We start from the raw sequence: 24771 nt of genomic DNA, 5'->3' as shown, positions 1-24771 counted from the left end.
GGCGATGCCAGACGCTCAGAACCCGACCGGCGCGGGCCAGCTCGACTGGCTCATGGCCAGCTTCGCCCGGCAGGTCCCCGATGTCGCGCACGCGATCACCGTCTCCGGCGACGGACTGCGCCTGGCCTGCTCCGCCGACCTGCCCGTGGACCAGGCCGACCACCTCTCCGCCGTCATCAGCGGGCTGGCCAGCCTCACCTTCGGTGCCGCCCGCGTGATGCAGGCCGGCCAGGTCCGCCAGACCATCGTCGACATGGACGGCGGCGTCATGATCGTCATGGCGGTCGGCGACCGCGCGCTGCTCGGCGTGCTCGCCGCCCCCGGCTGCGACCTCGGCCAGGTCGGCTACGAGACGGCCATGCTCGTCCACCGGGTCGCCGACGCCCTCGACCCCCTCCCGCGGGATGCGATGCTCCGGTGAGGCGGCTCGCGGCTGTCCTGCTCGTGTGCGCCATTCTGGCCGGCTGCGGCTCGACGGCGCCGCCCCGCGCCGGCGCGGGCCTGTGGCACGGCGGACGGATCTACATCGCCACCGGCAACACGACCGGCGTGTACTACCAGTTCGGCGGCGGCTACGCCGACCTCGTCACCAAGCACGTGCCCGGCTACGAGGCACGCGCCGAGGCGACCGGCGCCTCCGGCGAGAACATCACGCGCGTCGCGACCGGTGACATGGACGTCGCGTTCAGCATCGCCGACACCGCCGCCGACGCCGTGACCGGCAAGGGCGCCTTCGAGGGCCGGCCGCAGAAGGTCGTGGCGCTGGGGCGGCTGTACCGCAGCTACGCCCAGGTCGTGGTCCGCAACAACCTGCGCGTCACGAAGTTCGCCGACCTGCGCGGCAAGCGGATCTCCACCGGCTCCGCCGGCTCCGGTGCCGACGTCTTCGCCGGCCGGCTGCTCTTCGCCGGCGGGATCAACCCCGACACCGACATCGTCCGGCAGCGCCTGTCCCTGCCGGAGACGACCAAGGGCATGCTGGCCGGCACCACCGACGCGCTGATCTTCACCGGCGGCCTGCCCACGCCCGGCATCGCCGACCTGCTGGCCAGCGCCCCCGGGCAGTTCTCCCTGCTGCCGCTCGACGAGCTGCTCAAGCCGCTCTCGTTCCGCTACGGCACGGTGTACGGGGCGGGCAAGCTCCCCAAGTCCACCTACGACACGCCGGCGGACGTCGACACGATCGTGATCGGCAACCTCCTGCTGGTGTCGCCCGACATGCCCGACCAGCTCGCGTACGACCTCACCAAGATCCTGTTCGACTATCAGGTCGAGTTGAGCCGCGTACATCCTGAGGGCGCCAATTACGACAAAGCGGGCGCCGTGACCACCGACCCTGTACCGCTACACCCCGGCGCCGCGCGGTTCTACGGCAGCGGCTGATTATCGACGTTATGGATCTCTCATTCGCCGGATGCGAGGAGGGTGATCATGCCCGTGGGCTGTCAAGATGACCCCGTGACCGCCACCGCTCAACACCTCGTCCGGCTGGACGACATCCGCGACGCCGCCGCGCGGATCTCCGGCCTCGTGGTTCGCACCCCGCTCCTGCCGTGCCCCTGGGCCGACGAACTGTGGCTGAAGCCCGAAAGCCTCCAGCCGATCGGCGCGTTCAAGCTCCGCGGCGCCACCAACGCCCTGCACCGCCTCGACCTCGACCACCGCCGCGCCGGCGTGGTCACCCACTCCTCCGGCAACCACGGCCAGGCCCTCGCCTACGCCGGCCGCTCCCTCGGCATCCCGGTCACCGTCGTCATGCCCGACGTCTCGACGCCCCTGAAGATCGAAGCGACCCGCGGCTACGGCGCCGAGGTCATCCTCGTCCGGCAGGCCGAGCGCGAGACCGTCGCCCGTGAGCTGGTCGCCGAGCGCGGCCTGACCCTGATCCCGCCCTACGACCACCCCGACATCATCGCCGGCCAGGGCACCGTCGGCCTGGAGATCTTCGAGGACCTCTCCAACGTCGACGTCGTCGTCGTCCCCGTCGGCGGCGGTGGCCTCTCCTCGGGCGTCGCGACCGCGATCAAGGCCCTCGCCCCGCACGTCGCCGTCATCGGCGTCGAGCCCGCCGTGGCCGCCGACGCCGCCGAAAGCCTCGCCGCCGGCGTCGTGCGCGTCTGGCCCGAGCAGCGCATGCTGAGCACCGTCGCCGACGGCCTGCGGACCCCGCTGTCCGAACTCACCCTCGCGCACCTCAGCGCCCACCTGGACGCGATCGTGACCGTCGCCGAGGACGAGATCCTCGACGCCGTGAAGGTCCTCGCCCGCCGCGGCCGCCTCATCGCCGAACCCAGCGGCGCCGCCGCCACCGCCGCCGTCCTGCACCACCGCGACGAGCTCCCCGCCGGCCGCACCGTGGCCGTCGTCAGCGGCGGCAACATCGACCCCGGCCTGGCCGCCCGCCTCTTCACCGACTGACCGGTTATCCACAGCCTGTGGGTAACCCCTGTGGGCATCATCTCCCCAGGTCCCCCGTGTCCTAGGTCTCACACCGCCTACACGCAGGTGGATCCGGGGTGTACTCCGCGTTTATTCCACACGGTTATCCACAGCCCCGCGCACAGTCATCCACAGGTTCGGCGGGAGTTATCCACAGCTGGGGACATCCGGTTGGGGACATCCATGCGTAATCCGCCCGGCGCCCCGTAGAGGGCGCCGGGCGGACGGTGTTCGATCAGGCGACGTCTGCGTGGCTCGCGGCGTGGCTCGCGGGGCGGCCCGCCGGGCTGTTGACGTGCTCGCGGACGACGTAGGTCGGGCGGCCCATGCCGTGGGCGTGCACCCGGCCCAGGTACTCGCCCAGGACGCCGATGCCGATCAGCTGGGCCGACGAGAAGACCGTGACCAGCGACGCGACGGTGGTGAAACCGGCGACGGTCGTGTCACCGACGACATAAAGCCAGACCAGCCGGATCGTGAGGATCAGGCCACAGATGCCGATCAGGAACCCCAGGTACGTCACGAGCCGCAGCGGCTTCGTCGAATACCCGAGGATCATGTTGACGGCGTGCTTCATGAGCGACTTGAAGGTGAAGCCCGAGCGGCCCTCGGTGCGCTGGTCCATGCGGACGGTCGCGGTGCCGACGCGGGTCGTGGTCCACGACAGGACGATGTCGACGGAGACGTGCGGGCCGCTGACCTGCTCGAAGCCCGCCCGCAGGAACGTGCGGAAGATGCGCAGCGCGCCGAGGACATCGGCGTTGGGAATGCCCATCGTGCGGCCCATGACCAGGGTCTTCGCGCCCCACGAGGTGAGGTTGCGGAAGGCGCTGTGCTCCTCCTGCTCGGAGATCGCGTAGACGACGTCGAGGTCGTCGGTGAGGGCGTCGACGAGCTTCGGCAGCTCCTCCGGCGGGTGCTGGAGGTCGTCGTCCATCGTGATGATGCGCTCGAACGACGCGGCGCGGATGCCGGCGATGAGGGCGTTGTGCTGGCCGTAGTTGCGGGCCATGCGGATCGCCTGGACGTGCTCGTACTTGCCGGCGAGTTCGCTGGCGACGTCCCACGTGTTGTCGGTGCTGTCGACGACGAGGATCACTTCGTGGTCGGGGGTGATGCCGGGAAGCACGCCGTTGAGCCGCTCGACCAGCGTGGGGAGGATACGCGCGGAGCGGTAGCACGGGACGACGACGGACAGAGACACGTTGTGGAGCTCCTCACAGAACCGTGTACGGAGGAGAGTACTCCGTTTTGAGGTCAGGCCTGGATCGTGATGATGCGCGTGAACTCGTGGAGCAGATTGAAGCCGTCCCAGGTCCCCGCGAACGTCAGCGCCTGGCCGAACGGCACGATCCGGTCGATGCCGCGGCCGGCGAGGGTGGTGACGAAGTCGTCGAGGTCGGACATGGTGAAGCCGTACTGGCTGAGCGTCTGGTCCTTGCGCTGGATCGCCGGGGCGAGCTCGCCGAGCGAACCGACCGTGACGTGGCAGATGGTGCCGGCGCCGAGCCAGTGCCGCTGCAGGTCGTCGAGGCCGGCGAGGGACACGTTGGCGACGGCGTTGCCGTTGAACGCGATCTTGGTGGCGGCGCCGGTGGCGGCGAGGCCGTAGGTGGCGACGTACTTCTCCACGGCCATCGCCGGATCCACGCCCCACCCGCGCTGCACGACGACCTCGCTGAGCAGCTCGTCGAACTCGGCGCGGGCCTCTTCGACGCCGCCTTCGCCAACCCAGAAGAGGTCGCGAGGGGAGGAGCAGGCGGCCTGGTCGAACCAGTAGAGGTCGTTGGCGAACCCGTCCACGGCCGCCCGGCGCTGCTCAGGGGTCGAGCTCTGCCAGCCGGCGACGGAGATCGCGGCGAACGAGGACCGGTCCGGGAACGCGAGGTCCCGGGCGAGCGGCTGGATCGGGTGCTTGCGGAGCTGGTTGACGGACTGGTCGCCGCCCCACAGCACGCGCAGGTCGCAGGCGCCGATGAGGGCGCCGGTGATCGCGTCGTCGCGGTCGTACGTGACCATCCGCTGGGTCTGCGCGATCGCCGGGTGGGCGTCGGCGAGCACGTCGTTGAGCGCTTCGAGGACGGTCTGCGCGGCGCCGGCGGCGCGGGCGGAGACCCGCACGATGTTGTGGTTGCCGGCGAGGGCGGACAGCGCCCACGAGTAGACGAAGATCGTGTCGACGTTCGCCGGCGGGAAGTGCAGCACCAGGCCGCGGGGGGCACGGCGCTGGCCGTTGGCCCCGTCGGCGAGGCGCTCGACGGCGCGGGCCAGCTCGCCCTTGCGCAGGAAGAAGCCGAGCGAGCCGAGCTCAGGGTGGCGGCGGGCGAGGTCGGGCTTGAGCAGCCGCCGCGAGAACGCGATCAGGAAGTCCCGGACCCGCTCGTCGCCGACGGTCAGCCGCCCGCCTTCGGGCTCGTCGGTGATCTCCGCCAGGAGCCGATCCACCGAAATATCGGAAATTTCGGGAAAGACGCTTTTCACGATGCACCCACAAACGTGTCGCTGCAGCCGCGGGCCTCGGCGCGCGGCAGCCGGCCCAGGATGGAGAAGCGCTTGCCGGGCCACGCGCCGTCGTCGATGCCGTTGATGACGCCCATGTCCTCGGTGAGCAGCACGTGGCCCGGGTACGACTCCGGCAGCGTGCTGATCACCTCGACGAGGCCGGGCTTGCCGGGCGGCAGCGGCTCCCACGTCTCCGGGTCGCGGATGACGACGTCGGCGAAGTCAGGGCAGTACAGCGAGTTGCCGTCCGGGCCTTCGAGGTAGACGACGCCGATCTGCTCGACCATGCCGTAGAAGTTGTGGATGTTGCGCAGCCCGGTGTCGGCCTGGAACGCGCGGCGGAACTCGGCGTTGTCGACCTGCTGGTCGACCAGCTTCTTCCAGCCGCCGGAGTGCACGAGGATCCCGTTGCTGAGGTCCAGGCCGTTGTCGCGCGCCAGTTCGTACAGGTAGAGCCAGACCATGAACGTGAAGCCGAAGACCAGGAAGGGCTTGTCGCCGTGCTTGGCGAGGAACCCGCGGACGGCCTCGAGGTCGGGCTTGCTGTCCTCGTCGAGCGCCCAGACGTGGTCCCGGCCGAACGTGATCATGCCGAGGACGCCGGCGCCGCGGGCGCTGAACGAGCGGCGGTTCTTGATGATCGCGGTCGTGTCGACGATGAGCATCGGCAGCCGCTTCGGGCCGAGGACCGCCTGCAGCGTCTGGCCGAGCATCCTGGTCTGCGCGGCCGCGGCGGCCTTGTCCAGGTAGATGCGGCTGACGTCGCCGGTGGTGCCGCTGGAGGTCAGGACCTTGAAGACCTCGTCGTCGGGGATGCTCTTGAGCTGGTGCGTCTTGAACAGCCGCACCGGCAGCCACGGCAGGTCGCTGATCCGCTCGTACGAGCGCCCGGGGCCGTGACCCGTCGCGGCGAGGATGTTGGCGTACGCCTCGCCCCGCGCCCGGTGCTGCTCGGTCAGCTCGGCCAGGCGGGGCAGCAGCTGCGCCTCGCGGTCCGGCTGCGACAGGGTGAACACGCTCATCGTGCGGACTCCAACGCTCGATAGTCGACCTTGCCGTTGCTGAGCAGCGGCAGGGCGGGGAGGCCGCGCATCTCGAAGCCCGACCAGTGCAGCTTCAGCCGGTCGGCGAGCTCGGTCACCCGCGGCGCCAGGGCCTCGGCCGTCGCCCCGTCGCCTTCGACGAAGATGATGACTTTGTCATCGCCCGCGACGGCCGCGACGGCGCCCGGGCCGGTGGCGGCCGCCAGCTGCTCGATGTCGTCGAGGTTGAGCCGGACGCCGAACACCTTGCCGAAGCGCTTGAGCCGCCCGTCGATGAACAGGTAGCCGTCCTCGTCGAGGTGCCCGAGGTCGCCGGTCTCCAGCAGCCCGCCCTGCTCGTCGCCGCGGGCCAGGTCGGTGGCGGTCTCCGCGTAGCCCATCATCACGTTCGGGCCGCGGTAGAGCACCTCGCCGACGACGCCGGGGGCGGTGGTCTCGGTGCCGTCCTCGAGCCGGATGGCGAGCGTGCCGCCGGGCACCGCGGGCCCGACCGAGCCGAGCTTCTCCGCGAGCCGTCCGGCGGGCAGCGTGGTCAGGCGCGGAGCGGCCTCGGTCTGCCCGTACATGACGAACAGCCGCCCGTCCACGGTCGCCATGCGGTCGTGGAAGTCCTGCACCAGCTCGGCCCGCAGCCGGCCGCCGGCCTGCGTCAGCGTGCGCAGGCTCGGGTAACGCTTCGGGTCGAACCGCAGGCGGCGCAGCATCTCGTACTGCGACGGCACCAGCGCGAGCGAGGTCACGCCGAACTTCGTGATCGCCGGCCAGAACGACCGCGCGACCAGCCCCTCGGACTCCACCACGACGGTCGCGCCGGCGGCGAGGTGCGTGTTGAGCACCGACATGCCGAAGCTGTAGTAGAACGGCAGGCTGCTCACCGCGACGTCGGCGCCGGTGATGCCGAGCGCCTCGATGATCGAGGTCGTGTTGGCCAGGATCGCCGTGCGCGACAGCCGGACCAGCTTGGGGCTGCCGGTGGAGCCCGACGTCGCCAGCAGCGTGGCCAGGTCGGGGTGCGGCACGGCGGCCGACGGTGTGTCGCGCTCCCACAGTTCGTCGTCGCGGCGGGTGTACCCCTTGTGCACGTCCTGCGGCACGGGGCCGCAGACGGCGGCGGGCTCGAAACGCTCGATGAAGTCGGCGAGGATCTCGGCGGGCAGGCCCGGGTCGAGCAGCGCCAGCGGGCGTCCCGACTCGAACGCGCCGATGTAGCGGACGATCGCCTCGACGGTGGTCGGCGTGCGCAGGAACACCACGCCGGGCGTGATCTCGGCGAACCCCGCGACCGCGGCGTGCACGGCTTCGCGGAGCGGCACGCCACTGAGCTCGGCGCCGGTCGCCGCGTCGATCAGTCTGGCGTCTGGGTGCAACAACGTCATGGCGTCACCTCCGCGGCGCATTGATGCCGTTGAGGTGGACACGGATGCTTCTCACCGTACAGGATCCAAAAAAATGGTCCGATTTGTCGTATAGGGAGCCGTCGCGGTGTGTCATACGACCAGGCCGCCATCGACTTCGATCACCTGGCCGGTGACGAACCGGGACGCGTCGGAGAGCAGGAACGCGATCACGTCGGCGACGTCCGAGGGTTCGCCGAGGCGGCGCAGCGCGGTCGCGGCGACCCGCTCGGCGCGGCCGGCGTCGTCGAGGGACTCGAGCATCTCGGTGGCGATGAACCCGGGGGCGACCGCGTTGACCCTGATGCCGGCCGGTCCGAGTTCCTTCGCCGCGGCGCGGGCGAACCCGGCGACGGCGGCCTTGGTCGCGCCGTAGACGACCTGACCGGCCGAGCCGGCGGTGCCCATGACGGAGGAGAGCAGGACGACCGAGGGTGCGGTGCCCCGGCGCAGCAGTTTGACCGCGCCGTTCACCGTGTACGTGGCGCCGACGGCGTTGACGGCGAACAGCCGCTCGATCGCGGCGTCGCCCATCATGCCGAGGAAGCCCGCCTCGTGGACGCCGGCGTTGACGACCAGGGCGTCGAGGCGGCGGTGGCGCTCGAAGACGAGCCGCAGGATGGCCTTGACGTCGGCGGCGTCGCTGACGTCGCCGTGCACGACGAGCGGCTCGATGCCGAAGTCGGCGGTGATCTCGTCGGCCGTGGTCTTGGCCGACCCTTCGCGCATGCCGTGCAGGACGAGTTGGTAGCCCTCAGTAGCGAGCTTGCGCGCGACGGCCCGGCCGATCCCGCGCGAGGAGCCCGTGACGAGAGCGACCCTGCCCTCAGCCGGAGAACTCAACGTCGTGCTTTCCGAGGATCTCGACGGCCTTGCCGAAGGAGCTGAGGTCGATCACCTCATCGGTGTCGATCATCACGTCGAAGGTGTCCTCGATCTCGCCGACCAGGGAGAGATGCGCCAGCGAGTCCCATTTCTCGATGCCTCGGTATTCAAGCTTGTCGACGTCGTAGTCCTCCGGCAGTGCCAGTGCGGTGCGGAAGGCGACACGAAGACGATCGAGGTTGCTCATCAGCTCAAGGTCCTGTTCGATCGGGTAAGCGGCTGTCGTCCGCGAGCGAGTGTACCGTTGGCCGGTCTTTCAATGCCCACACGCCCGCCCACGGGAGGTACCACGGTGCTGCGCGAAGCCGACGATTCGGACGTCGAGACCATTCGGCGCTGGCGCAATCACCCGAAGACGCGCGGCGCCAGCATCTACACAGCGTTCATCACACCGGAGGGTCACGCTCAGTGGTGGGCGAAGGTCCAGTCCGACCCGTCCCGCCGGGTGCTGATCTTCTCGTACAAGGGCAACGACTGCGGCGTGGTGACCTTCAACGACCACGACGAGGCGGCCGGGACCTCCGAGTGGGGCTTCTTCCTCGACGTCGACGGTCTGGAGGAGCGCGGTGAGCTGCTGCCGGCGTGGATGGAGCTGGAGAAGGCCGCCGTCGCGTACGCGTTCGACGAGATGAAGCTCACGTCCGTCGGCGGCCGCACCCTGGCGTGGAACAAGCAGGTGATCGCCCTGCACCGCCGCTTCGGCTTCAGAGAGGTGCCGGAGCGGGAGTACGCCACCGAGATCGACGGCGTGGACCAGCTGGTCGTCTGGACCGAGAAGTCGCTCTAGCACGCGGGCAGGCGGCCGGGGGCCATCCGCTCCTCGGGGTCCAGGGCGAGCTTCAGCCGGACGGACGCGTCGCAGAGCCGGGCCGGGCCGTAGGTCTCCACGAGCTCGCGCAGGTCGGCCGGGGCGCGCAGCAGCGTGCACCCGCCCCCGCCGCGGGCCATGAGCACCGTCCGGGCGGCGTTGAGCATGCCCGCGAGCCGGTCCGCCGGGGTCGTGGCAGGCAGTGCCACGTGCGCGATGCCGGCGCCGACCGAGCCGCGGACCGGCACCGGCATGCCGGCGGCGTCGCGCAGGGCGTAGACGACGGCGAAGAGTTCACTGGGCTGACCCCAGATCTTCAGCGCCACGTCGTCGGCGTCGAAGGGGTAACGGCCCCACCACTCCGGCGGTGCGGGCTCGACCGAGGCGCCGCCGCCGAGTAAGTGCGCGGCGGCCTCGGCCCGGGCGGCGCTGCCGGCGCGGCTGCCCTCGAACAGCGCGGCGAGCTCGGCGGGGCGCCCGGCGCCGCCGGGCAGGTCGGCCTCGATCGCCGCGGCGCCGAGCGACGAGGAGACCAGCGCCTCCGTGAGCTGGTGCACCTCGCGCGGGGTAGACACCGGCCGCACGACCCAGGCCCGCGCGGTCGGCGTCGGCTCGAGCCGGACCGTCGCCTCCGTGATGACGCCGAGGGTGCCGAACGAGCCGCAGATCTGCCTGGCCAGGTCGTGCCCGTCGAGGTGCCGCTCCAGGCTGCCCTCGTCGAGCGCGACCCGCACGCCGGCGACCAGGTCGCGCGGCGTGCCGAACCGGTGGCGCAGCGGGCCCGCCTCGTTGGTGGCGAGGACCCCGCCGAGGGTCGCGCCGGGCGACGCGACGTCGAGCGCGATCCGCTGCCCCGCCCGCAGCAGGTGCGCCCGCAGCGCCCGCATCGGGGTGCCGGCGGCGACGGTCGCGACGAGGTCGTCCGGGGCGTGGTCGAGCACGCCCGACATGCGGCCGAGGTCGATCAGGACGTCGACGTGCGCGGGCGGGAGTCCCCAGTCGAGCTTGGTGCCGGCGCCGGACGGCACGACCGACAGCCCGGCGGCGGCCGCGGCGCGCAGCACGCCGGAGACCTCCTCGGCGCTGCCGGGCGCGACCACCCAGCCGGCCGGCACGCCGTCCACCCTGTCGGCCGGGCCGGCCTCCCACACGTGCTCCGGCCCGCACGCCTCCGCCAGCACTTCGATCACGCTCACCGCAGCCCACGCTTCCCTGTTCACGACCCAGCGTCAGCTGGACCGTCCGACGAGACGACCACACGGGGAAGTGCTCGCCGGCGGGATTCGCGGAAGCCAGGACTCGCCGGTCAGGGCGTGATCCAGGCCTTCCCAACGACGCGTTCAAATATGCGCGAGGCCGCGGACGATGCACATGCTGCACCAAGCGACATCGAACATGTGTTCGAAGCGTAGTGGGTCCCTACTTCAGTCGCAACTGCTTCCGGAGGAAGGCCACCCGGTCGGTGACTGCGGCCTCGAAGCCGACGAGATCGTGACCGGTGTCGTAGTCCTTGCGCTCCTTGGGCCCGGCCACGCCGTTCAGCAACTCAGCGCGCTCGCCGTCCGGGACGACGGTGTCCTGCTTGCCGAACTGCAGCAGCATCGGCTTGCGGCCGGTCACCTGGGTGTACGGCGGCGCGTCGAAGCGCGACAATGCGTCCAGGTACGCGTGCCAGTCCTTCGGCACCGGATTGCGGACCATCCACCGGGAGATCCGGCTGGTCCCCGACGCCAGGACGCTCGCCGTGATGCGGGAGTCGATGCCGTACAGGACGGCGCCCATGGCCGCGCCCCAGCTGTGGCCGGCGAACCCGGCTCGCGACCCGTCGCAGTCCGAGCGGCGGATCAGCAGGTCGTACGCGCGGCGCAGTGCCACCACGGAGTCGGCCACCACCTTGCTGTCGGCGACCGGGTCGCCCGACGGCTTGAGCGGCAGCTCCGGCACGCACACCAGCGCCCCCAGCCGGGCGAGCGCCATCCCCTCCTTGAGCAGGGTGTCGCGGTCGCCGTCGCTGCCGTGCGCGTACACCACCGCGGGCAGGCGGCCGGTGAACTTCTCCGGACCCAGCACGTAGGCCGGGATCTCCTCGCGACCCCTCGTGTCGGAGAACGTGATGTCCTCCAGGATCACGCCGTCGCCCGTCCGCTTGTCGGTCAGCTGGGCGTTGAGCGTCGCCTTGGAGTCGTACGAGTAGAGCTTCTTCAGCTCTGCGATCGGCACGGCGGCGGGCACGTACGCCGAGGGGTCGAACGTGGGGGACGGCTGGACCGCGTCGGAGGAGCCCGGCGCCGCGCCGCCCTTCACGTCAGGTGTATCCGACTCCCCGGCGCACGCTTGGACCAGCATTGCTGCCAGTCCCGCCACCCCGATGTGCAACACCCCGCGACGCCGCACCGCACTCCTCCATGGGCTCGCCCGAACTTCGAGACCATGACGGTACCGGCGTCGCTTTCTCCTACATGACAGACTGCCGAGTTCACCCCCTGGTTGCGTGTTCCGCCCGGTGTCTCTCGGGTGTTTTTGAGGGGTCGAGGCGCCGGAAAGTGTCGGGGGGTACGGGTAACGTCTTGGGCGTGACTACAGGTGTGACGGGCGTTCAGCCGCCGACGGCGAAGCAGGTTCCGCACGAGCGGACGCACCACGGCGACACCGTGGTCGACGAGTTCTTCTGGCTGCAGGACAAGGAAGACCCAGACACGGTCGCCTATCTCGAGGCGGAGAACGCGTTCACCACCGCGGCGACCGCGCACCTGGAGAGCCTGCGCGAGACGGCGTTCAGCGAGATCAAGTCGCGCACCAAGGAGACCGACCTCTCGGTGCCGACCCGCAAGGGCGGCTTCTGGTATTACACGCGCACCGAAGAGGGCAAGCAGTATGGCATCCACTGCCGGGTCCCGGTGGAGGCCGGCCAGGCCGCCCCGCCCGACCTCGGCGACGGCGGCGCCCTGCCCGGCGAGCACGTCCTCCTCGACGGCAACGCCCTCGCGGGCGACTCGGAGTTCTTCGCCCTGGGCACGTTCGACATCAGCCCCGACAGCCGCCTCCTGGCCTACAGCACCGACTTCGCCGGCGACGAGCGCTTCACGCTGCGCGTCAAGGACCTCGACACGGGCGAGCTGCTGCCCGACACCGTCGAGGGCGCGTTCTACGGCTCGGCCTGGTCCGCCGACGGCTCCACGCTCTTCTACATCACCATCGACGAGGCGTGGCGGCCGAACAAGATCTGGCGGCACGCCATGGGCACCGACTCCTCCGCCGACGTGGTGGTCCACGAGGAGACCGACGAGCGCTTCTGGGTCGGCGTCGACCTGACCCGCTCCGAGCGCTTCATCCTCATCGACATCCACAGCAAGGTCACCAGCGAGGTCCTGGTCATCCCGGCCGACGCGCCGACCAGCCCGCCGCAGTCGATCGCGCCGCGCCGACAGGGCGTGGAGTATTCGGTGGAGCACCACGGTCACCGGTTCCTGATCCTGCACAACGACGGCGCCGAGGACTTCGCCCTGGCGTACACGTCCGCCGACGCGCCCGGCGCCTGGACGACGCTCATCGAGCACGAGCCCGGCACCCGGCTGCTCGGCGTCGACGCGTTCTCCGGCCACCTGGTCGTCTCGCTGCGCCGCGACGGGCTCACCGGCATCCGGGTCGTGCCGCTGCAGGGCGCCGCGTCCTACGACATCGCCTTCCCCGAGCCGATCTACTCCGCGGGCCCCGAGGCCAACCTCGAATACGACACCACCTCGTTCCGCCTGCACTACGTCTCGCTGGTCACGCCCGACTCGGTCTTCGACTGCAACCTCGACAGCGGCGAGCTGACCCTGCGCAAGCAGAAGCCGGTCCTGGGCGAGTTCGACCCGTCCCGCTACGAGCAGCACCGCGAGTGGGCCCTCGCCGAGGACGGCACCCGCGTCCCGATCTCCATCGTGGCCCGCGCCGGCACTCCCCGCGACGGCTCGGCCCCCGCCGTCCTGTATGGCTACGGCTCCTACGAGGCGTCGATGGACCCGTGGTTCTCCATCCCGCGCCTGTCCCTGCTCGACCGTGGCGTCGTCTTCGCCGTCGCCCACATCCGCGGCGGCGGCGAGATGGGCCGCCGCTGGTATGACGAGGGCAAGCTGCTCGCGAAGCGGAACACCTTCACCGACTTCGTCGCCTGCGCCGAGCACCTGGTCAAGGCCGGCTGGACGTCGTCGGACAAGCTCGTCGCCCGCGGCGGCTCCGCCGGCGGCCTGCTCATGGGCGCCGTGGCCAACATCGCCCCGGAGGCGTTCGCGGGCATCGTCGCCCAGGTCCCGTTCGTCGACGCCCTCAACACCATCCTCGACCCGTCGCTCCCGCTGACCGTCACCGAGTGGGAGGAGTGGGGCAACCCGCTCGCCGATCCCGAGGTGTACGCGTACATGAAGTCCTACACCCCCTACGAGAACCTGTCGGCCCGCCCGTATCCGGCGATCCTGGCCGTGACCAGCCTCAACGACACCCGCGTCCTCTACCACGAGCCGGCCAAGTGGGTGGCCCGCCTGCGCAGCCTCTCGCCCGACTCCGACGTCCTGCTCAAGACCGAGATGGGCGCCGGCCACGGCGGCCCGAGCGGCCGCTACGACGCCTGGCGCGAGGAGGCGTTCATCACCGCCTGGGTCCTGGACCGCGTAGGCCTGGCCTGACGCCCGCCCAACGCTTTCGCCGCCAGCCCGCCCCGCACCTGGGGCGGGCACGGCCGACCGTCGTTGGCGCAGGGCAGGTCGCCACACCCGCCCAGCGGCGGGCTTGGGTCACGCCTTTCGCAGGCAGGTGTGCAGGCGGGCCAGGCTGCGCCCGACCGCAGGCCAGGTGGTCAGGCGGGCTGGCCTACGCCCGATCGCTGGGCAAACGGGCCGGCCTGCGCCTGACTCATCCGGCCAAGCGGATGGGCACGTCCTGCTGCGCCGGAAGGGCGGGCCGCGCCTGGCTTCTCCGGCAGATCCGACTTTTCGGGCAAGACAGGCGAGAGCATGCGCCGGGCGAGCGGCGCCTGACCGTCCGGTAGGACAGGCGGGCAAACCCAGTCTGTCAGTGGTCCGGGTCGCGAACCTTGATCTGGACCGTCCGGCTTGGCAAGCGTCACGCCGGTCACGTCCGTTGCAGCGGAGGCCCGGTCCGCCGTGATCCGGCCGGCCGCTGTGCCGCTGCGTCGCGTTCGGAATCCGCCTGCTGCATCAGGTGCACCGCCGGTGCCAGGTGATTCGGGTGTGCTGGCCGATGCCGCCGGATCGAGAGTGGCGCGACGCCTCCGGACGACCGCAGCATTGCCGACTGCCGAACTCGGCCGCCAGCCTGCCGAACGCGTGGAACCTCACCCGCCGGCAACACCTTCGCCCGACGCCGCAAGATCGAAGGACGGATCCGGCCGTCCCCGCGACCCGTTCCATCCTTCGATCACCACACCGCCGGGCGCCGCGGTGTCGCGTCGGTGCTTGGTGTTCGTCTGCTTGATCGAGTGACGGATCTGGCTGTGATCGCGACCGGATCCGTCTTTTGATCACCACACCGCCGGGCGCTGTGCGGCCCCGACTGCCGTGGGCTCAATCGTGGCGCTGGCTTGAGATCGGGCGCGGTGCTCCCGAGTGTGTGAGCCTTGCGCCGCAAGATCGAAGGATGGATCTGGCCGTCCCCGCGACCCGTTCCATCCTTCGATCACCGCGCCGTCGGGCGCGGTGATCTCGAGCGGGTTCGGCCTTCGAGCACCGGGTTGGGGAGGGGTCAGCGGCGGAAGGCCCAGAGCTTGCTGAGCTGGTAGTTGATCAGGGGGGCGACGACGATCAGGATCGCCTGGGAGATGAGGACGGGGATGTGGAAGACCTCGACGAGGAGGGGGAGTCCGAGCATGGTGAACGCGAGGGCCCACAGGCAGACCACGTAGAACTTCAGGAAGCCCGAGATGATCGGGCCCTTCGACTGGAAGACGAAGTGGCGCTGCAGCGGGTAGGTGCAGACGGCGCAGATGAAGTTGGCGATGATCGTGGGCACCAGGTAGTGCCAGTGGTCGCGGGTCAGCAGGTAGACGGCCGCGAAGCTGACGTAGTAGGTGACCGCGGAGACGCCGCCGACGCCGAGGTAACGGATGCGGCGGTCGTTGTAGAGCACGATCGCGGTGCGGACGAGCCAGGAGCGGTGAGCAGAGGCGGGCTCGGCTGAGGGGGCGCCGGGGCGTGACCCGAGGTCGAGGGCCTCGGGGAGGCGGGCGTCGCGGGCGTCGGGGACCGCCGGTGGCGTGTTGCCCCGCGCCGCCAGGTTGAGAGCGTCGGGCAGGGCGGGGCCGCCGTCCATGGTTTCGGTCATCCGCGCGGGTTGTAGGACTCGACCGCGGTGACGACCAGGTCGATGTCGGCCTCGGACATGCCGCCGTACAGCGGCAGGCGCAGCAGCCGGTCGGCGACGTCCTCGGTGACGGGGCAGCCGCCTGGGCCGGTGCGGCCGAACTTCACGCCGGCCGGGGCGAAGTGCAGCGGCTGGTAGTGGAAGGTGCCCAGGACGCCGTGGCCCAGGAGGTGCTTGAGCATCCCCTGGCGGCTCTCGAGGTCGGGCAGGAGCAGGTAGTACAGGTGGGCCGGCTGCGAACGGTCGCCGGGGACCGTCGGCTGGGTGACGCCGTGCTCGGCGGCCCAGGTGGCCAGGCGCTGGTGGTAGCTGTCCCAGATGTGGGAGCGCCGGCGCTGGATGTCGGTGAACTGCTCCAGCTGCGCGGTGAGGAACGCGGCGAGCAGGTCCGACGGCAGGTAGGACGAGCCGATGTCGATCCAGCGGTACTTGTCGACCATGCCGCGGAAGAACTGGCCGCGGTTGGTGCCCTTCTCGCGGATGATCTCGGCGCGCTCGAAGTAGGTGTCGTCGTTGAAGATGAGGGCGCCGCCCTCGCCGCACTGCACGTTCTTCGTCTCGTGGAAGCTCTGGGTCGCCATCGCGCCGATCGAGCCGAGCTTGCGGCCACGGTACGTGCCGCCGATGCCGTGCGCGTTGTCCTCGATGACCACGAGGCCGTGCCGCTGGGCGATCGCCTCGATCTCGTCCATCTCGACGGCGACGCCGGCGTAGTGCACGACGACGATCGCCTTGGTGCGCGGGGTGACGGCGGCCTCGACCAGGCGCTCGTCGAGGTTGAGCGTGTCGGGGCGGCAGTCGACGAAGACCGGCACGGCGCCGCGGAGCGCGTAGGCGTTGGCGGTCGAGCAGAACGTGAACGACGGCACGATGACCTCGTCGCCCGGCTCCAGGTCCAGCAGCAGCGCGGTCATGTCCAGCGCGTGCGTGCAGGAGGTGGTCAGCAATGAGTGCTTGGCGCCGAGGATCTCGGTGAGCAGAGCGCTCGCACGCTTCGTGTAGGGCCCGTCACCGGTGAGCGGCCCATTCGTCATTGCCTGCTGGATGTACCCGGTCTCGGCACCCGTCAGATAGGCCTTGTTGAATGGGACGGCGAGCTGGTTCGTGGGGGTCACTGCTGGAGCCTACCTAATGGTGTGTGGTCATGCCGACGGCAGTTCATACACCACGACGACCCCCGACCGGTAACGTTCGGTAGCGAAGGTCGACAGCTGTGGTGAAACGTTGTTCTGGCTTTCGTCAACGAACAGCCAGCGTACCCCGTAGCGGTCGCGCAGGATGCCCACCGTTTGGGGTGACGGCCTGCTGAACGCTGCGTCATTGTCCGCGAGGATCTCGGGGCGCCAGTAGGGGATGGATCCGACCCACATGCCGAGCCGCTCGGCCTCGACGTGGGCGGTCGTGGTGAAGCCCCAGCCCTCGACGAGCATGCGCCGCTCGCTGTACGCCGTCATCGAGAAGTGCAGATCCGAGCACTCCTTGTTCCACAGCTGGCAGTGCGCGTTGGTGGCGACGAGGTCGTCGGGGTCGGAGTGGTCGCGCAGCCAGCGGCCGGCCTCCAGGACGCCCTTGGAGACGATGACCTCACCCTTGGCGTTGACGACGTTCTTCCAGCCGGCGTGGTTCGAGTCCCAGAGGACCTGGTAGTAGTTCTGGAACGTCGTGTTGATCGCGAAACCCGCGAGCAGGGCGACGACCAGGGCGACCGTCATGCCCCGCAGCGCCGGCAGCCGGCGCCGGGCGAGCAGCAGCGCGACCGCGACGACGACCGCGGCGGCCGCGAGCGCCGCGTAGGGCAGGACGACGGCGCGGGTCAGCGCCGCCTCGGAGCCGGTGCTGTGGACGGTGGGCACGTCGGTGCGGCCGGCGCGGATGACGACCTGGGTGATCGCCATGCCGAGCACGACGAAGCCGATCAGCGCTCCCGCGCGGCGGACGGTCATCCGCCCGGCGGGCAGCAGCGCGTGGAGGCCGACGATCGCGGCGACGGCGAGGTACGGCCGGCCGCCCTCGACGAAGAACCGCTGGCTGTCGCCGGACTGGCCGGTCAGGAGCGTGGCGGCGGCGCCGGCGACGCCGACCCCGATCATGGCCACGACCGCCGGCTCGGGCAGGCGGCGGCGCACCAGGCCGGCGAGGCCGCCCCAGATGCACACCCAGCAGAAGATGAGCAGGACGCCGAGGACGAGCTTGTCCCGGTAGCCGGTGGTGCCCGCGAGGGCGCCGGCGACGAGCGCGGTGAACGGCTTGAGCTCGGTGCCCTGGCTGGTGCCGCCGAAGAGCACGAGCTGCGCGAAGACCAGCCCGCCGAACGTGATGCCGAGGCCGATCAGGGCGCCGCGGTGCAGGGTGCGGTGGAAGACCAGCTCGACGGCGACGACCAGCAGCAGCCCGCAGAACAGCAGCGGCAGGTAGATCGCCTTGGCGCCCATCACCCCGCACAGCAGGAGGGTGAAGAGGATCCAGCCGCGCGGGTCGCGCCACTGCCGGGCCGGGGCCCGGAGCCGGTCGACGAGCACGATCATCAGCGGCACCATGAGCAGCGCGCCGAAGGTCTGGGTCGGGCCGGTCCACACGGTGAGCCGCAGCGACGAGCCGTCCTCCAACGAGCTGAACGCGAGGTTCACGAAGAAGTCCCAGGCCACCCAGTTGTACGGGGTGGGCGACAGCGCGAACAGGGTCAGCACGCTCGCCGCGACGCCGCTCCACCAGCCGCCGGTCACCTTGCGGGCCAGGACGGCGACGAGCACGGCGAACGCCATCAGCATCGGCAGCACCGACAGCCGCAGCAGCAGGACCTGCGGCTCGATCCCCGTCACCCAGCTGGACGCGGCCATCTCGGGGTAGACGAACCAGTGGTAGTAGAGCGGCTCGTCGGTGATCCACGGGATCACCATCGGCATGTGGTGCTTCGCCTCGCCGAGGAGCGCGAGGTGGAAGGTGGAGTCGGTGTCGGGGGTCGAGTTGTACGGGTAGCGCAGCCCGTACTGCCGGTAGAACTTGAAGCTCCACAGCAGCGTCATGCCGGCGATCAGCGTGAGCGCCCAGCGCCACAGCAGCGGCGGCACCGGGGCGTCGGCGGCGGTCCGCCAGTACCGGCGCAGCGACGGCACCAGCAGGAACACCGCCACCGTGCCGATCGGCCAGGCGAGCACCAGCAGCGGCAGCCCGAGCAGCCGGGCGCCGATGTAGACGAAGACCTCGCCGACGTAGCCGAGCGCGAGGCCGGCCGCGACGTCGGCGACGAAGAACCCGCCGCCGCGGTGGAGGAGGCGCCACCACAGCGTGCCCGGCAGCGCGATGCCGGCCGCCAGGTACAGCGTGAACACGGCCGTGGTGGCGGGCGGGACCTCGAAGAACCACAGGGTCGCGACCGTGACCAGCCACAGCAGCCCGGCGGGCAGCCAGCCGGACGTCAGGACGCTGGGCCACCGGCCGCGGTCCGGGCCGGGGGAGCTGCTCGGCGAGGGCGCGGCGGGTGCGGTGGCTTCGGTCGGCGTCTGCACGGTCTTGAGCCCCCCGAGACAATGGCGTTTGGCGCTGAGCAGGTTACCTGACGGTTCCGGTCAGGTGCGGCCTGCCGGAACGCCCATCATGCACCCCGTAATCCCACCCACCACCCTGTGCGACCGCGGTGAAGCCGACCGTGGCCGGCAGCAGGATCGGCGTCTTGAAGGCGACGTCCACGGTGTACGAGTCGGGCAGGCGCCCTTCCAGCGCGGCGAGGCAGCGGGCCTTCGTCCACATGCCGTGCGCGATCGTGCGGGGGAAGCCGAACACCTTCGCCAGCAGGCGTGAGGTGTGGATCGGGTTGCGGTCGCCGGACACGGCCGCGTAGTCGGTGCCTACCCGTCGTGGCACCCGCCACACGGCGTTCGGCGCCGGCGGCTCGGCGGCCGGACGGGCGGAAGCCGCCGAGGCTCCCGAGCCGGTCCGGCGGAGGTAGGTGGACGTGTCCGAGAAGACCGGATTCCCGTCGATCGTCGCCGTCGTGACGACGTCCAGCTGGGTGCCGCGGTCGTGCGGTCGCAGCGCGCCGGCTCGTACAGACACCGAAAACGCGGCGGAGGAGGGCAGCGGACGCAAGAGCTCGATCCGGTTCGCCACGTGGACCAGTCCGAGCACCGGAAACGGGAAGTCCGGCGCGGTCATCAGCGCCATGGCCAGGGGAAACGCGACGGCGTGCAGGTAGGTGGCGGGCAGCTCGTCGCGGAGCCGGAAGCCGCAGACCCGGTTGTACTCCGCCAGGTGCGCCCGGTCGACGGTGACGGCCTCGACCGTGAGCTCGCGCTCCGGCAGCACGGGATCGGCGGCGACCGCACGCCGTAGCGCCGCGGCGCGGTACAGGGGGCCCAGGCGGGGCATCCGGTCGAGCGGAGCCGGCATCTCAGGCGCCCAGCAGGCTCTGCCCGCACACCCGGACGACGTTGCCGTTGACCCCGCCGGACGCCGGGTGCGCCAGCCACGCGACGGTCTCGGCCACGTCGACGGGCAGGCCGCCCTGCGACATGCTGTTCATGCGGCGGCCCGCCTCGCGGATGAACATGGGCATCGCGGCGGTCATCTTCGTCTCGATGAAGCCGGGCGCGACCGCGTTGAGGGTCAGGCCGGCCGCGGCGAGCGCCGGCGCGTGCGCCTGCACGAGGCCGATGACGCCGGCCTTGGACGTGGCGTAGTTGGTCTGACCCCGGTTTCCGGCGATGCCGGAGACGGAGGAGACGGCGACGATCCGGCCGTTGCCGCCGAGCAGCTTCTCCGCGAGGAGCACCTCGTTGATCCGCTCCTGGCTGCCGAGGTTGACGTCGAGGACGGACTGCCACTGGGCGGCGTCCATCCGGCCGAGCGTCTTGTCGCGGGTGATGCCGGCGTTGTGCACGAAGATGTCGGCGTGCACGTGCCGGGTCGCGATGAAGTCCGCGAGCCGCCGCGGCGCGTCGGCGGCGGTGAGGTCGAGCTGCAGCGCGGTGCCCTTGAGCTCGTTGGCGACCTGGGTGAGGTCCTCGCCGGCCGCGCGCACGTCGAGGCAGACCACGTGCGCGCCGTCGCGGGTGAGCACGCGGGCGATCGCCGCGCCGATGCCCCGGGCGGCGCCGGTGACGATCGCGGTCTTGCCGACGAGCGGCTGGTCCCAGTCCTCGGGGACGTCGATCGCGGCCGGCCCGACCCGGATGACCTGCCCCGACACGTACGCCGAACGCCCCGACAGCAGGAACCGCAGCGTCGACTCGATCGCCTCCTCGGCGCCCGGCGCGACGTAGACCAGCTGCGCGGTGCCGCCCCGGCCGACCTCCTTGCCGACGGACCGCACGAAGCCCTCGAGAGCCCGCTGGGCGGTGGCCTCACGGGCGTCGGCGCACAGCTCCGGCTGGCTGCCCAGCACGACGACCCGGCCGGACGAGCGCAGCGTGCGGATCAGCGGGTGGAAGAAGTCGTACAGGGTGCGCAGGCCGTCCGTGTCGACGATGGCGGTGGCGTCGAACACGAGCGCCGCGGTGGGCCCTTCCGACGGCGCCCCCAGCTTCTCCAGCAGCTTGCGGACCGGCTCGACGAGGCGCCCGCCGCCGCTGACCACGACCTGCCCGTCGACGGGCGACGATCCCGGATCGTGCCGCCGCAGCTTCGGCGGGTCGGGCAGGCCGAGCCGCCTGACGAAGAACTTCCCGGCGCCCGAGTGGGCGAAGCTGGCGTAACGATCGGACATTGCAGTGCCTCCCCAGTCACAACAATCGCGCTAACCTACTCATGAGTAGGCTAACGCCGGCCTGCCCGTCGCACTGGAGGAGAATCCGATGGCCCCGAATCGAGTGGCGATCGTCGGCGGTAATCGCATCCCCTTCGCGCGCTCGGGCAGTGCCTACGCCACTGCATCAAACCAGGACATGCTGACTGCCGCTATAGACGGACTCGTGGCGCGGTTCGGCCTGGCAGGAGTGCGACTCGGCGAGGTCGCGGCGGGTGCGGTGCTCAAGCACAGCCGCGATTTCAACCTGACGCGTGAATCCGTGCTCGGGTCCCGCCTCGACCCGCGGACTCCCGCGTACGACGTCCAGCAGGCGTGCGGAACCGGACTCGAGGCCGTCACCCTCGTCGCCAACAAGATCGCCCTCGGGCAGATCGACGCCGGCATCGCCGGTGGCGTCGACACCACCTCCGACGCGCCCCTCGGCGTCAACGAGGACATGCGGCGGGTCTTCATGGAGTTCAACCGGGCCCGGTCGCTCGGCGCGCGGCTCCGCGCGGTCAGCAAGCTGCGCCCGACCCAGCTCAAGCCCGACATCCCGCGCAACTCCGAGCCCCGCACCGGGCTGTCGATGGGCGACTCCGCCGCGCTGACCGCGCGGGAGTTCGGGATCACCCGGGCCGCCCAGGACGAGCTGGCGCTCGCGTCGCACCTGCAGCTCGCCGCCGCCTACGGGCGCGGCTTCTTCGACGACCTGGTCACGCCGTACCTCGGCCTCCAACGCGACCAGAACCTGCGCCCCGACACCTCCCTGGAGCGCCTCGGCACGCTGAAGCCCGTCTTCGGCCGCGGGAAGTCGGCGACCATGACCGCCGGCAACTCGTCACCGCTGACGGACGGCGCGGCGGTCGTGCTCCTGGCGTCCGAGCAGTGGGCCGCCTCGCGCAACCTCCCGGTCCTCGCCTGGTTCGACACGGCGGAGACCGCGGCGGTCGACTTCGTGCACGGCGGCGACGGCCTGCTGATGGCGCCGGCGTACGCGGTGCCGCGCATGCTCGCCCGCACGGGCCTCAAGCTGCAGGACTTCGACTTCTACGAGATCCACGAGGCGTTCGCGTCGCAGGTGCTCGCCACCCTGAAGGCGTGGGAGGACCCGGCGTTCTGCAAGGAGCGCCTCGGCCTCGACGAGCCGCTCGGCGCCGTCGACCGCTCCCGGCTCAACGTCAACGGCTCCTCCCTCGCCGCCGGGCACCCGTTCGCCGCGACCGGCGGCCGGATCGTGGCGACCCTGGCCAAGCTCCTCGCGGAGCGCGGCTCCGGGCGCGGCCTCATCTCCATCTGCGCCGCCGGCGGGCAAGGGGTGACCGCGATCCTGTCCAGGTGAGCGGCGGCCCTGATTCACCCATATCGTTGACGCATGACGATCCAGCCGACGATGCTCCGGCCGCCGACGCCCCGACCCGGCTGGCAGGTCGCCGTCGGCCTGATCCTCACCTTGCCCGCGTTCGTCCTGCTCCTGACGTCCTACGTCGAGCCGCTGTACTGGACCGTCACGTCCAGCTTCCGCAAGCTCAACGGGCTGCGGCTGACCGAGGGCGGCGACAGCGTCGGCTGGGACAACTACGACACCGCGTATTCGCGTGGGCTCGCCGACGCGCACTGGTTCACCCTGAGCCTCGCCGTCGTGCCGATCCTGCTGGTCCTGCTGCTGGCGCCGGCCATCGCCTGGGCCGCGCACGCCGGCGGCACGTGGGCGCGGTGGGTCACCCGGGTCGCGCTCGCCCTGCCCCTCGTGGCCTTCGCCCCCGTGGCGATCGCCGTCGCGCTGCGCGAGTCGTCCACCCGGGCGTCGTACTGGCTGGGCACGTTCGGCCTGGTCGTCGCGCTCGCCGCGACCGCCTACCTGGCCGCGCTGCGCCGCCGCACCCTCGACTCCACCCGCAGCCCGATCCCCGCCGCGCTGGTCGTCGGCGGCCTGGCCGTGCTCACCGTCGTCGCGGTCGCGCTGCAGGACTTCACGTACTCCTTCATCGGCGGCTTCGGCACCAGGGCCGACCTCAGCCCGGCCCGCCTCATGTACGAGACCTCCTTCCGCACGATGACCTTCGGCGTCGGCGCGGCCGCGTCCGTGACGCTCCTCGTGCCGCTGATCCTGCTCGGCCTCGCCGCCACCCTGCTGGTGATCCTGCCCGGCACCCGCCTCGAGGTGGACCCCGCCGCCCCTCGCGTGCAGAAGACCCCGCCGGTCGTGCCGTGGATCGTCGGCGGCGTCCTGCTGCTCGCCACGCTCGGCACGGTCATCTCCGGCCTGGGCCCCTGGCTGTCGCACATCACCGAGACCGGCCGCCCCGGCGCCCCCTCCACCTGGGTCAACACCTGGCTGCCGCCGGTCGTCTCCACCCTCGTCGGGGTCACCGTCGCCGCCCTGGCCGCGTTCGGCATCAGCGGCCTGCGCCCCTTCGGCCGGCACAGCGAGTGGCTGCTGCTGCCCTTCGGCCTGTTCCTCTTCGTCGGCTCCGCCCCGCTCGCGCTGCGCAACTTCGCCGCCGGCGTCACCGCCGACCGCCTCGACTCCTTCATCGGCCTCATCCCGCCGTCCCGCGTGGCGATCCCGGCCCTGTTCATCCTGGCGCTGCTCTTCCGCGGCCAGGCCCAGCGCCGCGAGGTCCTGCTGCAGGAGGGCCACCGCGCCCCCTGGACCGGCGTCCTGCTGCCCGCGCTGCCGATGCTGGCGCTGGCGTACGTGGCGACGTGGCTGGTCCAGGCCCAGGACCTGATCTGGCCCCTGGTCACCGCCGCTGGCGACCACCCGACCGCGCAGAACGCCCTCGTGCAGTCCCTGTTCATGCGCGGCGGCGCGAACGCCCCCCTGCCCTACGCCCAGCTGCTCCCGCTGTGGCTGCTCGTCCTGCTCTTCCTGGCCGCGGTCGCCGCGCAGCTGCTGTACCTGGACCGCGTCGCCCTGCGCGTCGGCCTCCCCGAACGCGACCACCCGCCCCGCACGTGACCAGCGAACTTGCACACCATGCAAGCTAATATGCAGGGTGTGCAAGCTTCGTCGATGCTGTTGCCGCTGCTGCGCTCGCCGTTTCAGGGCGAGCTGCTGGCGTGGCTCTTCCTGCACCCGGACGGCGAGTTCTCGCTCATCGAGCTGGCGCGGCGCCTCGGTGTCTCGCACGCGACCGCGAGCCGCGAGGCGGACCGCCTCGTCTCCTCGGGTCTTGTGCTCGAACGCCGGATGGGCAACCTCCGGCTCATCCGTTCCAACCAGTCGACCGTGGTGACTCGTCCGTTGACGGAGCTGCTTGCGGTAACATTCGGCCCTATGGCCATAGTGGGAGAACTGCTCGCGCCGATCAGGGGCGTCGACCGCGCCTACATCTACGGCTCGTGGGCCGCCCGGTATCAGGGCGAGCCCGGCCCCGTCCCCGGTGATCTGGACGTCATCGTCGTCGGGGCCGCCGATCCCGACGACGTGTTCGAGGCCGCCGGCACCGCACAGCGCCGCCTCGGCCGCGAGGTCAACGTGCGGATCGTGACACCGGCGGCCTGGGCCGCGCCGGGTGACGACCCGTTTCTGCAGTCGGTCCAGACCAGGCCACTCTTCGAGCTCGACCTGGCGGTGTGACGTGAGATGGGAGCAGGGACGCTCGACGCTCGACG

Annotated in this window: 21 protein-coding genes; 8 read left to right on the top strand and 13 right to left on the bottom strand. The window is 71.1% G+C overall.

All coding sequences use genetic code 11. The features are described 5' to 3' along the window. The first annotated feature begins 4 nt into the window (after positions 1-4). The 3 genes from ABZ321_RS07095 (at position 5) to ABZ321_RS07085 (ending at position 2418) form a co-directional block, all read left to right on the top strand. A complete protein-coding gene (locus ABZ321_RS07095; RefSeq protein ID WP_344501174.1) occupies positions 5-421 on the top strand; it encodes a roadblock/LC7 domain-containing protein in 417 nt (138 codons plus the stop codon). Then, positions 418-1383, top strand: coding sequence for a TAXI family TRAP transporter solute-binding subunit (locus ABZ321_RS07090; RefSeq protein WP_354889903.1), 966 nt, complete (start codon positions 418-420; stop codon positions 1381-1383). The genes ABZ321_RS07095 and ABZ321_RS07090 overlap by 4 nt, the downstream gene beginning before the upstream one ends. A 75-nt stretch (positions 1384-1458) precedes the next feature. After that, entirely contained in the window at positions 1459-2418 is a 960-nt protein-coding gene (locus ABZ321_RS07085; RefSeq protein WP_344501176.1) for a threonine/serine dehydratase, read from the top strand. 256 nt (positions 2419-2674) lie between these two features. Here the strand turns inward: ABZ321_RS07085 and ABZ321_RS07080 are convergent, their stop codons facing one another. The 6 genes from ABZ321_RS07080 to ABZ321_RS07055 form a co-directional block, all read right to left on the bottom strand. Further along, the gene (locus ABZ321_RS07080; RefSeq protein ID WP_354889901.1) at positions 2675-3643 is read right to left on the bottom strand and encodes a glycosyltransferase family 2 protein; all 969 of its coding nucleotides are present in this window, start codon (positions 3641-3643) and stop codon (positions 2675-2677) included. Positions 3644-3696: 53 nt separating this feature from the next. Then, entirely contained in the window at positions 3697-4884 is a 1188-nt protein-coding gene (locus ABZ321_RS07075) for an acyl-CoA reductase (RefSeq protein WP_344501178.1), read from the bottom strand. Positions 4885-4916: 32 nt separating this feature from the next. Continuing rightward, positions 4917-5963, bottom strand: coding sequence for an acyl-protein synthetase (locus tag ABZ321_RS07070; RefSeq protein WP_354889899.1), 1047 nt, complete (start codon positions 5961-5963; stop codon positions 4917-4919). After that, positions 5960-7360, bottom strand: coding sequence for an AMP-binding protein (locus ABZ321_RS07065; RefSeq protein WP_354889897.1), 1401 nt, complete (start codon positions 7358-7360; stop codon positions 5960-5962). The genes ABZ321_RS07070 and ABZ321_RS07065 overlap by 4 nt, the downstream gene beginning before the upstream one ends. Positions 7361-7471: 111 nt before the next feature. Beyond that, positions 7472-8221 (bottom strand): SDR family NAD(P)-dependent oxidoreductase, encoded by a 750-nt coding sequence (locus tag ABZ321_RS07060; protein ID WP_354889895.1) that lies wholly within the window; start codon positions 8219-8221, stop codon positions 7472-7474. Beyond that, a complete protein-coding gene (locus ABZ321_RS07055) occupies positions 8205-8450 on the bottom strand; it encodes an acyl carrier protein (RefSeq protein WP_344501182.1) in 246 nt (81 codons plus the stop codon). The genes ABZ321_RS07060 and ABZ321_RS07055 overlap by 17 nt, the downstream gene beginning before the upstream one ends. 105 nt (positions 8451-8555) lie before the next feature. On the opposite strand from ABZ321_RS07055, the gene ABZ321_RS07050 reads away from it, so the two are divergent. Further along, complete coding sequence (locus tag ABZ321_RS07050) at positions 8556-9050, top strand: GNAT family N-acetyltransferase (protein ID WP_354889893.1); 495 nt, start codon at positions 8556-8558, stop codon at positions 9048-9050. Here ABZ321_RS07050 and ABZ321_RS07045 read toward each other — a convergent pair. Both ABZ321_RS07045 and ABZ321_RS07040 read right to left on the bottom strand, forming a co-directional pair. Further along, on the bottom strand, positions 9047-10267 hold the full coding sequence (locus tag ABZ321_RS07045; protein WP_344501184.1) for an FAD-binding oxidoreductase: 1221 nt from the start codon (positions 10265-10267) through the stop codon (positions 9047-9049). The two genes, ABZ321_RS07050 and ABZ321_RS07045, sit on opposite strands and share 4 nt — an antisense overlap. 223 nt (positions 10268-10490) lie before the next feature. Then, positions 10491-11375 (bottom strand): hypothetical protein, encoded by an 885-nt coding sequence (locus tag ABZ321_RS07040; RefSeq protein ID WP_354889891.1) that lies wholly within the window; start codon positions 11373-11375, stop codon positions 10491-10493. 281 nt (positions 11376-11656) lie between these two features. On the opposite strand from ABZ321_RS07040, the gene ABZ321_RS07035 reads away from it, so the two are divergent. Continuing rightward, positions 11657-13735: a S9 family peptidase gene (locus ABZ321_RS07035; RefSeq protein WP_354890211.1), complete on the top strand. Its 2079-nt coding sequence runs from the start codon at positions 11657-11659 to the stop codon at positions 13733-13735. Positions 13736-14810: 1075 nt separating this feature from the next. Here the strand turns inward: ABZ321_RS07035 and ABZ321_RS07030 are convergent. Genes ABZ321_RS07030 through ABZ321_RS07010 form a run of 5 tightly spaced genes read right to left on the bottom strand, consistent with a single transcriptional unit; the run spans position 14811 to position 21129 of the window. Continuing rightward, positions 14811-15389, bottom strand: a complete 579-nt coding sequence (locus ABZ321_RS07030) for a GtrA family protein (protein ID WP_354889889.1) — start codon at positions 15387-15389, stop codon at positions 14811-14813. Next, positions 15386-16543 carry a dTDP-4-amino-4,6-dideoxygalactose transaminase gene (gene rffA / locus ABZ321_RS07025; protein WP_344501187.1) on the bottom strand — a complete coding sequence of 386 codons (1158 nt, stop codon included), beginning with the start codon at positions 16541-16543 and terminating at the stop codon, positions 15386-15388. Before rffA ends, ABZ321_RS07030 begins: the two co-directional genes overlap by 4 nt. Before the next feature lie 27 nt (positions 16544-16570). Beyond that, positions 16571-18934 (bottom strand): hypothetical protein, encoded by a 2364-nt coding sequence (locus ABZ321_RS07020; RefSeq protein WP_344501188.1) that lies wholly within the window; start codon positions 18932-18934, stop codon positions 16571-16573. 43 nt (positions 18935-18977) lie between these two features. Beyond that, the gene (locus ABZ321_RS07015) at positions 18978-19814 is read right to left on the bottom strand and encodes a MaoC/PaaZ C-terminal domain-containing protein (protein WP_354889886.1); all 837 of its coding nucleotides are present in this window, start codon (positions 19812-19814) and stop codon (positions 18978-18980) included. Between the two features lies 1 nt (position 19815). Continuing rightward, positions 19816-21129: a 3-oxoacyl-ACP reductase gene (locus ABZ321_RS07010; protein ID WP_354889884.1), complete on the bottom strand. Its 1314-nt coding sequence runs from the start codon at positions 21127-21129 to the stop codon at positions 19816-19818. An 88-nt stretch (positions 21130-21217) separates the two neighbouring features. Here ABZ321_RS07010 and ABZ321_RS07005 point away from each other — a divergent pair, with 88 nt between their 5' ends. Genes ABZ321_RS07005 through ABZ321_RS06995 form a run of 3 tightly spaced genes read left to right on the top strand, consistent with a single transcriptional unit; the run spans position 21218 to position 24736 of the window. Beyond that, entirely contained in the window at positions 21218-22492 is a 1275-nt protein-coding gene (locus ABZ321_RS07005) for an acetyl-CoA C-acetyltransferase (protein WP_354889882.1), read from the top strand. Positions 22493-22525: 33 nt separating this feature from the next. After that, positions 22526-24115, top strand: coding sequence for a sugar ABC transporter permease (locus ABZ321_RS07000; RefSeq protein ID WP_344501192.1), 1590 nt, complete (start codon positions 22526-22528; stop codon positions 24113-24115). A gap of 54 nt (positions 24116-24169) precedes the next feature. Next, entirely contained in the window at positions 24170-24736 is a 567-nt protein-coding gene (locus tag ABZ321_RS06995) for a helix-turn-helix domain-containing protein (RefSeq protein ID WP_344501193.1), read from the top strand. Positions 24737-24771: the final 35 nt, after the last annotated feature.

Source organism: Dactylosporangium sp. NPDC006015 (genome assembly GCF_040614215.1).
GTDB lineage: Bacteria > Actinomycetota > Actinomycetes > Mycobacteriales > Micromonosporaceae > Dactylosporangium > Dactylosporangium maewongense.
This window is presented reverse-complemented; position numbering and strand designations above follow the sequence as displayed.